The sequence below is a fragment of the Celeribacter ethanolicus genome, assembly GCF_002407265.1.
Classification (GTDB): domain Bacteria; phylum Pseudomonadota; class Alphaproteobacteria; order Rhodobacterales; family Rhodobacteraceae; genus Celeribacter; species Celeribacter ethanolicus.
The window spans coordinates 3,510,114-3,523,009 of sequence record NZ_CP022196.1 but is presented as its reverse complement, the minus strand read 5'-3'; the positions used below and the strand labels follow the sequence as shown (position 1 = coordinate 3,523,009).

General features: G+C 61.1%; 10 protein-coding genes. 3 read left to right on the top strand and 7 right to left on the bottom strand.

The window, feature by feature from the left end:
* Complete coding sequence (locus CEW89_RS17270; protein WP_096806733.1) at positions 1 to 1,251, bottom strand: sarcosine oxidase subunit beta family protein; 1,251 nt, start codon at positions 1,249 to 1,251, stop codon at positions 1 to 3.
* 120 nt (positions 1,252 to 1,371) lie between these two features.
* Here CEW89_RS17270 and CEW89_RS17265 point away from each other — a divergent pair, with 120 nt between their 5' ends.
* Positions 1,372 to 2,331, top strand: a complete 960-nt coding sequence (locus tag CEW89_RS17265) for a GlxA family transcriptional regulator (protein ID WP_096806732.1) — start codon at positions 1,372 to 1,374, stop codon at positions 2,329 to 2,331.
* 57 nt (positions 2,332 to 2,388) lie between these two features.
* Here CEW89_RS17265 and glnT read toward each other — a convergent pair whose 3' ends face one another.
* From glnT to CEW89_RS17235, 6 genes are all read right to left on the bottom strand, one after another.
* Positions 2,389 to 3,705, bottom strand: coding sequence for a type III glutamate--ammonia ligase (gene glnT, locus CEW89_RS17260; protein WP_096806731.1), 1,317 nt, complete (start codon positions 3,703 to 3,705; stop codon positions 2,389 to 2,391).
* 59 nt (positions 3,706 to 3,764) lie between these two features.
* Positions 3,765 to 5,090 (bottom strand): FMN-binding glutamate synthase family protein, encoded by a 1,326-nt coding sequence (locus tag CEW89_RS17255; protein ID WP_066706040.1) that lies wholly within the window; start codon positions 5,088 to 5,090, stop codon positions 3,765 to 3,767.
* An 11-nt stretch (positions 5,091 to 5,101) separates the two neighbouring features.
* The gene (locus tag CEW89_RS17250) at positions 5,102 to 5,788 is read right to left on the bottom strand and encodes a GltB/FmdC/FwdC-like GXGXG domain-containing protein (RefSeq protein ID WP_066706043.1); all 687 of its coding nucleotides are present in this window, start codon (positions 5,786 to 5,788) and stop codon (positions 5,102 to 5,104) included.
* Positions 5,789 to 5,792: 4 nt separating this feature from the next.
* Positions 5,793 to 6,683: a class II glutamine amidotransferase gene (locus CEW89_RS17245; RefSeq protein WP_066706047.1), complete on the bottom strand. Its 891-nt coding sequence runs from the start codon at positions 6,681 to 6,683 to the stop codon at positions 5,793 to 5,795.
* A gap of 205 nt (positions 6,684 to 6,888) precedes the next feature.
* On the bottom strand, positions 6,889 to 7,545 hold the full coding sequence (locus tag CEW89_RS17240; RefSeq protein ID WP_066706050.1) for a helix-turn-helix domain-containing protein: 657 nt from the start codon (positions 7,543 to 7,545) through the stop codon (positions 6,889 to 6,891).
* Positions 7,546 to 7,568: 23 nt separating this feature from the next.
* Positions 7,569 to 8,855: an ABC transporter substrate-binding protein gene (locus CEW89_RS17235; RefSeq protein WP_096806730.1), complete on the bottom strand. Its 1,287-nt coding sequence runs from the start codon at positions 8,853 to 8,855 to the stop codon at positions 7,569 to 7,571.
* Between the two features lie 181 nt (positions 8,856 to 9,036).
* Here CEW89_RS17235 and CEW89_RS17230 point away from each other — a divergent pair, with 181 nt between their 5' ends.
* Positions 9,037 to 10,380, top strand: a complete 1,344-nt coding sequence (locus CEW89_RS17230) for an NAD(P)-binding domain-containing protein (RefSeq protein WP_096806729.1) — start codon at positions 9,037 to 9,039, stop codon at positions 10,378 to 10,380.
* 89 nt (positions 10,381 to 10,469) lie between these two features.
* Positions 10,470 to 12,854 (top strand): trimethylamine N-oxide demethylase, encoded by a 2,385-nt coding sequence (locus tag CEW89_RS17225; RefSeq protein ID WP_096806728.1) that lies wholly within the window; start codon positions 10,470 to 10,472, stop codon positions 12,852 to 12,854.
* The last annotated feature ends 42 nt before the right edge of the window (positions 12,855 to 12,896 follow it).

The following is a 12,896-nucleotide window of genomic DNA, read 5'->3' as shown; positions in this document are numbered from 1 at the left end:
TCAATGCAGGTTGGGTTGGGCGCCAACGCCCTTTTCGTCGATGACATAGCCGCGCTCGAACCGGTCGAGCCGATAGGCGGTCGCGGTCTCATGCGGGCGCCCGGTCGCAAGCAAATGCGCGAAGGCATAGCCGGAGGCGGGCGTCGCCTTGAAGCCCCCGTAACACCAGCCGGCGTTGAGATAGAGCCCGTCGATATGGGTCTGGTCGATGATCGGCGAACCGTCCATGGACATGTCCATGATCCCGCCCCAGCTGCGCAAAAGCCGCGCGCGCCCGATCATCGGCATGAGCGCCATGCCGCCTTCGAGCACATCTTCGACCACCGGAAGATTGCCGCGCTGCGCATAGGAATTGTAGCCGTCGATGTCGCCACCGAACACCAGCCCGCCCTTGTCGGACTGGCTCACATAGAAGTGCCCCGCGCCAAAGGTGATAACGCCCGGAATGGTCGGTTTGAGCCCCTCAGAGACGAAGGCCTGCAAGACGTGGCTTTCGATCGGCAGGCGCATGCCCGCTTTCGCCATGACCCGCCCCGAGGACCCGGCGACGGCCACACCGACCTTTTTGGCCCCGATAAAGCCGCGAGAGGTTTCGACACCCAAAACCTTGCCACCTTCGATCTTGAACCCGGTGACTTCGCAATTCTGGATGATGTCGACGCCGCGCATATCGGCGCCGCGGGCATAGCCCCAGACCACCCCATCGTGGCGCGCCGTGCCCGCGCGTTCCTGCATCAGCCCGCCCTTGATCGGGAAGCGCGCATTGTCGAAATTCAGGAAGGGCACCATCTGTTTCAACTCATCACGCGACAACAGCCGCGCCCCCGCGCCCGCCAGCATCATCGCATTGCCGCGACGGCGATAGGCATCGCGCTGAGCGTCGGTGTGGATCAGGTTGATGATACCGCGCTGCGACACCATCGAGTTGAAATTGGTTTCCTGCTCCAGATTTTCCCAGAGCTTCATCGAGAATTCATAGAACGGCTCGTTGCCCGGCAGCAGGTAGTTCGACCGGATGATCGTCGTGTTCCGCCCAATATTGCCCGACCCGAGCCAGCCCTTTTCCAGCACCGCAACCTTCAGCTCGCCAAAGGTTTTCGCCAGATAAAAGGCCGTCGCAAGCCCATGCCCGCCGCCGCCGACAATCACGATGTCATAGGCGGGTTTCGGCTCCGGGTTGCGCCACAGCGGCGTCCACCCCTTGTGCCCGGTCAGGGCCTCTTTCACGACTTTGAAACCAGAGAATTTCATGCAGGTGCGCTCCTTCGTCTGATCCTTTTGTAGCGGGGATTTTCGCTCTGTACCTCCATATAAAAGTCGTATATTTTCAAATTCAGGACGTATTTTCATATTTCTCGACAGGCCCTGAACATGAAGAGAATCGCCTTTCTGTTGGTCGATGGATTCGCCCTTTTGTCGACCGCATCCGCGCTCGAACCGCTGCGTGCGGCAAACCTGTTTTCGCCCACCTTGCGCTATGAGGTGACCCTGCTTTCAAGCTCCGGCGGCATGGTCAAATCCTCCGTCGGCGGCGCGTTTGAGACCCGCTCTTTTCGGGATCTTTTCCCCCGTTTCGATCTGGTTTTCGTCGTTGCGGGGGGCGATCCTGCGCGCGTCAACGACCCAGCACTTTTTGCCTGGCTGAGACAGGCCGACCGGTCCGGCGTGGCGCTCGGCGGCATCTCCGGCGGGGCGGTCATTCTGGCCAAGGCCGGACTTCTGGCGAACCGGCGCTTCACCGTCCACTGGCACCATTACAACGATTTCGACAAGCTCCCCGGCGACTGGCTTTTGGAGCGGCGATTGTTCGTGATCGACCGCGACCGCTACACCTGCGCCGGTGGCTCCGCGCCGCTCGACATGATGCATGCGATCATCGCCCGTGACCACGGAACCGCCTTCGCCCAACGCATTTCCGACTGGTTCATCCAGACCGAAGTGCGCGGAGCGGATGCGCCGCAACGGTCCTCGATCACCGGGCGCTATGGCGTCATCCCGCTCCCGGTCGAGGCCGCTTTGGAACTGATGGAAAGCCATATCGCCGACCCTCTCGGCCAGGATCAGATCGCCACGCTCGCAGGCCTTTCGACCCGGCAATTGCAACGCCAGTTTCGCGAGACGACGGGCCGGTCGATCATGGAAGAATATCGCCGTATCCGTTTGGAAACAGGGAAAGATTTGATCACCTCGACCCGCATTCCATTGACCGAGATCGCCCAGATGACCGGGTTCTCCTCGCAGGCGCATTTCTCCGATGCCTTCCGCAAACTCTACGGCACTACCCCCTCCACCCTGCGAAAACGGGAGGCCATAAAAGAAGGCCCGGCATAAGCCGGGCCTTGGGGAACAGTGGCGGTTCTGGGGCCGCCACTCAGGGAAGTTCTTGGATCAGATGTCCAGCGTGTTGTCTTTTTCCCAGCGCGAGAAATGCGACACGAAGGAATTCCACTCGCGGTGCTTCATCTTGATGTAGGAGGCCGAGAAATCGTTGCCCAGCATCGCCTTGAGTTCCGGATCGGCGTCATAGGCGCGGATCGCATCCAGCATGTTGAGCGGCAGTTTCGGCGCGCCTTCGATCTTGTGACCTTCGGCATACATGTCGATGTCGTAACGCGGGCCGGGGTTGGCTTTGGAGCGGATGCCCGAGAGACCGGCAGCGATGATCACGGCCTGCAAGAGATAGGGGTTCACCGCCCCGTCCGGCAGGCGCAACTCGAACCTTCCGGGGCCCGGCACGCGGACCATGTGGGTGCGGTTGTTGCCGGTCCAGGTGACGGTATTGGGCGCCCAGGTCGCGCCCGACATGGTGCGCGGCGCGTTGATGCGTTTGTAGGAGTTCACCGTCGGGTTGGTGATCGCCGCCAAGGCTTCGGCATGTTTCATGATCCCGCCGAGGAAGTAACCGCCCTGCTCGGAAAGCCCCACTTCACCGACCTGCCCACCGGCATTGCCCGCGAATGCGTTGGTCTTGCCGTCGAGGTCCCACACGGAGATATGCGCGTGGCAACCGTTGCCGGTCAGGCCCTGAATGGGCTTCGGCATGAAAGTGGCGCGCAGACCGTGTTTTTCGGCGATGGATTTCACCATGAACTTGAAAAAGCTGTGACGGTCGGCGGTGATCAGCGCGTCGTCGAAATCCCAGTTCATCTCGAACTGGCCGTTGGCGTCCTCGTGGTCGTTCTGATACGGACCCCAGCCCAGCTCCAGCATGTAATCGCAGATCTCGGCGATCACGTCATAGCGGCGCATCACGGCCTGCTGATCATAACAGGGTTTCTCCGCCGTATCGAACGGGTCGGAAATCTGATCGCCCTCGGGAGTGAGGATGAAGAATTCGGCCTCGATCCCGGTCTTGACGCGCAAACCTTCTTCGGCGGCTTCCTTGATCAGTTTCTTCAGAACGTTACGCGGCGCCTGTTCGACCGGCTCATCTTCCATGATGCAATCGGCGGGCACCCAGGCCACTTCCGGCTTCCACGGCAATTGGATGACGGCATCCGGATCCGGCACCGCCAGCATGTCGGGGTGCGCCGGCGTCAGATCCAGCCAGGTCGCAAAGCCCGCAAAGCCAGCCCCGTCTTCCTCCATACCCGCGATCGCGGAGGCCGGCACCAGTTTGGCGCGCTGGCCACCGAACAGATCGGTGTAGGAGATCATGAAATATTTCACGCCGTTCTCTTCGGCGAATTTGGCAAGTTTGCTCATCTGTATTTTTCCTGTTCCCTGTCGGAGAAAGAGGGGCGCTTGGCCCCCCTTCGTGGGCCTCAGAAGCCCGGTTTCCCCGGGTACCAATTGGTCCCGGCGAGCGGAATTTGCGCCATGGCAGCAGCCTCCATGGTCAGCGCACACAGATCCTCGGGTTCGAGGTTGTGCACGTGGTTGTGACCACAGGCCCGTGCGATGGTCTGGCATTCCAGCGTCATCACGTTGAGGTAGTTGCGCAGCATCCGCGCCGCTTCCACCGGGTTCACGCGCTTCATCAGCTCGGGGTCCTGCGTGGTGATACCTGCCGGGTCTTTGCCCTCATGCCAGTCATCATAGGCATCGGCAGTGGTGCCCAGAGCCGCGTATTCCGCGCCCCATTTCGGGTCCTGCTCACCGATGGCAATGAGAGCCGCCGTGCCGATGGACACCGCATCGGCCCCAAGCGCCAGCGCCTTGGCCATATCCGCGCCGTTGCGAATGCCGCCGGAGACCACAAGCTGAACCTTGCGGTGCATGCCCAGATCCTGAAGCGCCTGAACGGCGGGGCGGATACAGGCGAGGATCGGCTGGCCGACATGCTCGATGAACACATCCTGCGTCGCCGCCGTACCGCCCTGCATCCCATCGAGCACAACCACGTCCGCGCCCGCTTTCACGGCCAGAGCGGTGTCGTAATAGGGGCGTGCGCCGCCGACCTTGATGTAGATCGGTTTTTCCCAGTTGGTGATCTCGCGCAGCTCAAGGATCTTGATCTCGAGATCGTCCGGGCCGGTCCAGTCCGGGTGACGGCAGGCGGAGCGTTGGTCGATGCCGACCGGAAGGTCGCGCATCCCGGCGACGCGCTCGGTGATCTTTTGACCCAGCAGCATGCCGCCGCCGCCCGGTTTCGCGCCTTGGCCCACCACGATCTCGATGGCGTCAGCACGACGCAGATCGTCCGGGTTCATGCCGTAGCGCGACGGCAGGTATTGGTAGACGAGCTTCTCGGAATGTCCGCGCTCTTCCTCGGTCATGCCGCCGTCACCGGTGGTCGTCGAGGTGCCCGCCATGGTCGCGCCGCGACCCAGAGCCTCTTTCGCCGGACCGGAGAGCGCGCCAAAGGACATGCCCGCGATGGTCACCGGGATTTTCAGCTCGATCGGCTTTTTCGCAAACCGCGTGCCGAGGGTCACGGAGGTGTCGCATTTCTCGCGATAACCTTCGAGCGGGTACCGCGACATGGACGCGCCGAGGAACAGCAGGTCATCGAAATGCGGCAGGTGGCGTTTGGTGCCGCCGCCACGAATATCGTAGATGCCGGTGGCCGCCGCACGGCGGATCTCGGCGTTGGCGGCGTTGCTGAACGTGTAGCTGTCGCGCGGCGGGGTGTGGGGTGTCTTTTCCATCGGTGCGCTCCTCAGTATTCGCCAGCGTGGTCGATGTTGAAATTGTAGAGTTTGCGCGACGAACCGTAGCGTTTGAACTCTTCCGGTTTGGCATCCGCCCCGGCTTTCTCAAGAAGGTCCTTGAGGATCTCGATATGCTCCGGGCGCAGTTCCTTCTCGACGCAGTCGGCGCCCAGCGATTTCACGGAACCGCGCACGAACAGGCGCGCTTCATAAAGCGAGTCGCCCAGCGCATCGCCCGCATCGCCCAGAACAACGAGGTTGCCCTTTTGCGCCATGAAGGCGCACATATGGCCGATGTTGCCGTGCACGACGATGTCGATGCCCTTCATCGAGATGCCGCAGCGCGAGGACGCATTGCCTTTGATGTTCAAAAGACCGCCGTGCCCGGTGGCGCCCGCGTATTGCGAGGCGTCGCCTTCGATGGTCACAACGCCGGACATCATGTTTTCCGCAACACCGGGGCCTGTGGAGCCTTTGACGGTGATGGTGGCTTCCTTGTTCATCCCGGCGCAGTAGTAGCCCGTGGACCCGTTGATGGTCACGGAAATCGGACCGTCGAGACCGACAGCCACGGCATGCGCGCCGCGCGGGTTGGTCAGTTCGAAATCTTCATTCGCCTTGCCCTTGGCAGCGGCCTGAAGCGTGGTGTTGACCTCACGGAGTTCCGTTGTGGCCAGATCGAGCGTGGTGGTCATTGGATCAGCGCTCCCAGAAGTAAACAGTTGCAGGTTCCGGTTCCCAGACGCGGGCATTGTCGATGCCCGGCAGGTCGGCGAAGGCGCGGTATTCAGACGCGAAGGCGACGTAATCCTCGGTTTCCGCCATGATCGCCGGTTTGCAGGCGATCGGATCGCGCACGACGCCAAAGCCGTTCTTGGTGCCGGTCACGAAGGTGAAGAACCCGTCGAGATCTTCGATGGTGCCTTCGAGCGCTTCACCCAGCGTTGCGCCATCGGCGATGCGCGACGAGATGTAGGCCGCGCCCACTTCGGTGTCGTTTTCCGAGCGGGTAAACACGCCTTTTTTGGCAAGCGTGCGGCGCATCTGGTTGTGGTTCGACAGCGAGCCGTTGTGCACGAGGCACTGGTCGTCGGCGGTCGAGAACGGGTGGGCACCCATCGTGGTCACCGCGGACTCGGTCGCCATGCGGGTGTGGCCGATGCCGTGGGAGCCGCCCATCGCGCGCAGACCGAACCGCGCCGCGACGTCTTTCGGCAGGCCGACTTCCTTGTAGATTTCCATGGAGGCGCCGGAACCCATGATGCGAAGACCCTTGTCTTCGAGCACCGCGATGGCCTCTTTCGCCTTCGCTTCCGGCAGTGTCAGAACCGCATGGGTGTCGACCACTTTGATCGTCACCGGCGCATCGACCACCGCACACACGGCGGCGTCGAGATCGGCAAACGCCTCGGCGGGCGTGTCCGATTGAACGGTGATTTTCACCATGCCGTCCGTCTCATCGCCATAGATCGCGATCCCGGCGCTATCGGGGCCGCGTTCGGTCATGGTGATGAGCATATCGGTCAGCATATCGCCCAGTTGCGGGCGCAGTTCATCCTTTTTCAGGAAGAGGCCAACAATGCCACACATAGGTTCCTCCATTGTGGGTGAGTTCATCAGGCGTCCAGCGCCGTCACAACCTCACTAATGGGAAACCTATTTTCTCTTCAAGAAAGTTTTTATCCCCATTGGAAGAAAATCTCACCGACAGGAAAATTGCTCTGTTTTTATGCAAACAGGCGGCCGATCCGCATCAGCCGCCTGAGAATTGTGCGAAATAGAAAATACAGGACACTCAGCGTGCCTGCGGATAGGTGATGATCGACAGATATTTCGCCGGAAGCTCGACGATCTCCTCCGGCCCGTGCGGCGCATCCGAATCGAACAGAAGCGAATCCCCCGGCTCCAGATCATAGATCTGATCGCCATGGCGATAGTTGACCCGCCCCTCCAGCATATACAGAAGCTCGATGCCCTCATGCTGGAACGCCGGAAAGCGGTCCGACGCGCTGTCCAGCGTGATCAGATAGGGTTCGACCACGACGCCCGAGTTGTTCGACCCGATATGACCCAAGAGATTGTATTGATGCCCCGCCCGCGTCCCCGCACGCTCGATCTCGACCCCCTCGCCCGCTTTGACATGCATGCAGCCGCGCTCTTCCTCATAACCGGAAAAAAGCTGCACCAAAGGCACGCGCAACGCATGGGCCAGCGCAGAAATCGTATTCAGAGACGGCGAAATCACTCCGTTCTCGATCTTCGACAGCATGCCGACCGACAACCCGGTCTGCGCCGCCAAGTCCGCCCCGGTCATCCGCGCCCGCTTGCGCAGCTCGCGCACCTGCCGTCCGATCGCCACTTCGAGGTTCTTTTCCCGCTGCTCCTTCACCGCATGCGGGTTCTGCTGCAATGCATTGTCCTTGGCTTTCAAATCCAACTCCTGTCGTCCCATATGCTCTCTCTTCTCTATCTCGCTCATTCATCCGCCAGCGCGCGCGCCAGATCCGGCTTGCCGCGCTGGTGCCAAAGCTGGCCGACGGCCCCGAGTTCGGTCATCAGCTCTTCGCCATAGGTTTCCAGCCATTTCAGCACCGACCCGAATTCCTGAATGCGCGCCCGCCCCTCGCGGATCGCCACCACAGGCCAGTCGCCCACCAGCGCATTGTCGATGCCGTAGACCTCCATGCCCCACCAATTCGCCAGCCCGAACACATGCGGCATGCGCCGCCCGCGCTTCAGGGCCGCCAACACGGAGGTGCTGACAAGGCTGTCCGCCGTCTCGACCGCCTCATGCCAGAGATCGAGGATCGACGCATATTCCCAGCTCACCGCCGCCCACTCTTCTGGAAAGCGCTCATTATAAGAGTCGAAAAACGCCTTCGGCCGGTGAAAGAAAAACGCCGTATCCGCCAGTTCCGGATCGTCGAAATCCGGGAACTGGAAGGTGAAACGCTCCATGAAAGCGTCCGAGGTGCGCGTGATCAGGCTTTGGTAATTGTCGCAGGTACAGGCAAGAATCTCGCCCCGGAACCCCGCCTCATAGGCCGCGACGGTCAGCGCCTCGATCATCGGCGGTGCGGAAGAACACCAGCACAGCACATCCGGCGTCTCGGCCAGCATCTCCGCCACGATCTCGCGCGCGTCCCCGGCCTCCGCATCATAAAGCACTTCACTGACGATCTCCCGCCCGGCGACATCGAAGGCCGCGCGATAGGTCGCAAGCGACGGCAGCCCCATGAGATCAGTTTGGGAGCAGAGCGCCACGCGTTTGGCCTCGGGCCGGGTGCGCGCGAGCCAGTCGACCCCGGTGACGTTGAAAAACGGGTGCACCTCCGCGGGCGCGATGAGATAGGGGTGATCCGGCGACAGGTCCGACGGCAGAAGCGTCGCGGTCAGCACCCGACGCTCCATCAGATAGGCCAGCGCCAGCCCCAGATCGCCGCCCCCGAGCGTCAGCACGAGCCGCACGCGTTGCGCCTCCACCATCTGCCGCGCCGCCTCGAGTGTCGCCGCCGCGCCCTGCGCGCTGTCCTGCACGATCAGCTCCACAAGATGCCGCCGGCCGCCAACCATCATGCCGCCATGGGCGTTGATCCAGTCGACCCAGAGGCGACAACCATCTATGCCGGGCCGCCCCCAACGCTCCTCCGCCCCGGACATCGGCACCAGCGCTCCAACCCGGATCGGCGCGCGGTCCTGTACGCTCAATCGCGGCAGGCTGCCTGCGACGGCCAGTCTCTGTGCCAGCGAAGCGCTGCTCATTTTTTCACCTCCCGCTCAAAAATAGGTCAAAAGACCGAGAGAATTCCCGATTCACATATTCCTCTAAGGAAAATTCATTGACCAGTAGAAAATTTTTGGACCAAACCGGAGTCAATCCAAAAGAACCAATCTTGATTATTGGTCCATACCAACACACGCTCAACCAACGGGAGTTATCAATATGACCAAACGAGTCGCCGTCATCGGTGCTGGCCCCTCCGGCCTCGCTCAACTGCGTGCCTTCCAATCCGCCGCCCAAAAGGGCGCCGAGATCCCGGAAGTCGTCTGTTTCGAGAAGCAATCGAACTGGGGCGGGCTGTGGAACTACACCTGGCGCACCGGCGTCGATGAGAATGGCGAACCTGTGCACGGGTCTATGTACCGCTACCTCTGGTCCAATGGTCCGAAAGAGGGTCTGGAATTTGCCGACTATTCCTTTGAGGAACATTTCGGCAAGCAAATCGCCTCCTACCCGCCGCGCGCCGTGCTGTTCGACTACATCGAAGGCCGCGTGATCAAAGCCGACGTCCGCAAGTGGATTCGCTTCTCTTCCGTTATCCGCTGGGTCGAATATGACGCAGAAAAAGGCGACTTCGAAGTCACCGTGCACGACATGGTCGAGGACCGCGTCTACAAAGAGCGTTTCGACAATGTGATCATCGCCTCCGGCCACTTCTCCTCCCCGAACGTGCCGGAATACGAAGGGTTCGCCCAGTTCAACGGCCGCATCGTCCACGCCCATGATTTCCGCGACGCCCGCGAATTCGAAGGCAAGGATGTGCTTTTGATGGGCTCGTCCTACTCCGCCGAAGACATCGGCTCGCAGTGCTGGAAATACGGCGCGAACTCGGTGACCACCTGCTACCGCTCCGCGCCGATGGGCTTTAAATGGCCAGACAATTGGGAAGAAAAACCGGCGCTGCAAAAGGTCGAGGGCAAGACCGCTTATTTTGCCGATGGCTCCTCGAAAGACGTCGACGCGATCATCCTGTGCACCGGCTACAAACACTATTTTCCCTTCCTGCCCGACGATCTGCGCCTCAAGACCAAGAACCGTCTGGCGACCGCCGATCTCTACAAAGGTGTGGTCTACACCCACAATCCAAAGCTCTTCTACCTCGGCATGCAGGACCAGTGGTTCACCTTCAACATGTTCGACGCGCAGGCGTGGTATGTGCGGGACATCATTCTTGGCCGCATCGAGGTTCCGACCGACAAAGCCGTTTTGGAGGCCGACGTTGTGGAACGTGTGGAGCGCGAAGACGCCGATGACGATGTGAAATACGCGATCAAATATCAGGCCGATTACGTCAAGGAACTGGTGGCCGACACCGACTACCCGTCCTTCGACATCGACGGCGCCTGCGAGGCCTTCTTCGAGTGGAAGAAACACAAGGCGAAAGACATCATGGACTTCCGCAACAACTCCTACCGTTCGGTCATCACCGGCACCATGGCGCCTGTGCACCACACGCCCTGGAAAGACGCGCTGGACGACAGCATGGAAGCCTATTTGCAGAACTAACCGATCTTCGCGTCCGGGTGACCGGGCGCGCATTTCCCTCCCCTGGTCCGGGGGATTGCCATCACGCACCCCCGGATTTTTTTATACCGATGGAGATCCCGTTGATCCTCAATCCTTCCGGCCTTCCCTTTCGATCCGGCCCGCCAACGGCCTCTCTCCCGCGTCGCGCTGGCGCTTATCGACTGGCCTCCAACGAGGAACGCCACACCGTCCAGGGCGGTGGGGCGTCTTTGCTTGAGGTAAAGCCCGGTGATCGGATCAGCGTCACCAACACCGAAGGCGGCCAACGCTGTGAATTGCTCGCGGCGCACACGGACGGCAGCGTTGACGCGAGCGTCTTGGGCTGGTCCGCTGACGCCTCCGGCGATGATCTGCGCGCCACTGTCAACAGCGCCCTGCCCGGCATGGCGCGTCTCCGTTTGGGCCTTGCGAAACGTCAGATCGAACTGACTGGCGCCAAGACCATCGGCCTCTTTTCCGCGACAAGCCCCGCAGGCGAAGGCGTCAGCTTTACGGCGCAAAACGCAGGCTGGCTGTTGATCACCGCCCCCGCACCGGAGCCGGATTTCGAGGCGCAAACCACCGCCACGCCTTTGACTATCACGATCACCCGCGCGGAGGCCCGCCATGAGGGCAGTTTCGTCCTCCCCGACCCGCTCGCCGACACTTTGCAAGACATCCGCATCGCCTCCGCCACGGCCAAGGCCTATACGGTCAAAAAGGGTGAATTCATCCAGATCATGGATGTAGACGGCCGCCAATGTACCGATTTCCAATGTTTCGACGCGCGCAAGGTCGACAAGGGCATTTTCCACCCGCTCGACGTCACCACCACCCGTACGATCCAAGGCCACGCCTACCCGATGCCCGGTCTGCATGCGAAATATTTCGACCACGATCTGACGCCTTTGGTCGAAGTCGTCCAAGACACCTGCGGGCGACACGACGCCTTCGGTCTCGCCTGTAACGCCAAATATTACGACGATATCGGCTACCCCGGTCACACCAACTGTTCCGACAATTTCAACGCCGTTCTCGCCCCTTACGGCATTCCCGCCCGCCCAGGCTGGATGGCCGCGAACTTCTTCTTCAACACTGCGATCGACGAACATGGCGTGATGCTGGCCGACGAACCGTGGTCCCGCCCCGGCGACTATGTGCTGCTCCGCGCCCTGACCGATCTCGTGTGCGTGTCCTCCTCCTGTCCCGATGACACCACGGCGGCCAACGGCTGGCACCTGACCGACATTCATGTGCGCACCTATGCCGCCGAAGAACGCTTTTCCCGCGCCACCGCCTGGCGCCCGACCCCTGACGAGGATCCGATCATGACGCGTGAAAGCGCCTTCTACGACTCCTTCGCCGCGATGACCCGCGACTTTTCCGATTACAACGGCTTCTGGCTGCCGAATTCTTTCCCGGAGTGCGATCCGGTGGAAAGCTACTGGGCCTGCCGCGAAGGCGTGGTGGTCATGGACCTCTCCGCGCTCAGAAAATTCGAGGTCACCGGCCCCGATGCCGAGGCGCTGATGAACTGGGTTCTGACCCGCAACGTCGAAAAACTCGCCATCGGCCAAGTCGTCTATTCCGCCATGTGCTACCCGCACGGCGGCATGATCGACGACGGCACGCTCTTCCGTCTGGGCGAGCATAATTTCCGCTGGATCGGTGGTTCCGACGAAGGCGGCGTCTGGATGCGCGAAGAGGCGAAACGCCTTGGCCTCAACGTCATGATCCGCTCCTCAACCGACCAGATGCACAACCTCGCCGTCCAAGGGCCAAAATCGCGTGATTTGATCAATGAGCTGTTTTGGACGGCGCCACATCATCCTGATTTGATGGAGATGGGGTGGTTCCGTTTCACGCCTGCCCGTCTCGGCGATCACGACGGCATCCCGGTTGTGATCTCGCGCACCGGTTACACAGGCGAGCTGGGCTATGAGATTTTCTGTCATCCGAAACATGGCGCGGAGATTTTCAAATCGGTCTGGGAGGCCGGTCAAAAAGTCGGCATGAAACCCATGGGCCTCGCCGCTCTGGATCTCGTCCGCATCGAAGCCGGGCTTGTCTTCGCGGGCTACGATTTCTCCGATCAGACCGATCCCTTCGAGGCGGGTGTGGGCTTCACCGTACCTTTGAAATCCAAAACCGCCGATTTCGTCGGACGTGACGCGCTTTTGCGTCGCAAGGAAACGCCGTCGCGCAAATTCGTCGGCCTTGAGATCGACGGGCAAAACGCCGTCGCCCATGGCGATTGCATCCGCATCGGGCGCGCACAGGTGGGCGAGATTTGCTCCGCCATGCGCAGCCCGCGCACGGGTCAATGGATCGCGCTCGCCCGCATCGACGTGGCCCATGCCGAAGAGGGCACGCTGGTCGAGGTTGGCCAACTCGACGGCCACCTGAAACGCTACTCGGCGCGCGTCTCGCCCTTCCCCCATTATGATCCAAAAAAGGAACGCCCCCGCTCCTAAGCCTCAAAAACAACAAACCCCGCCATATAGGCGGGGTTTTTA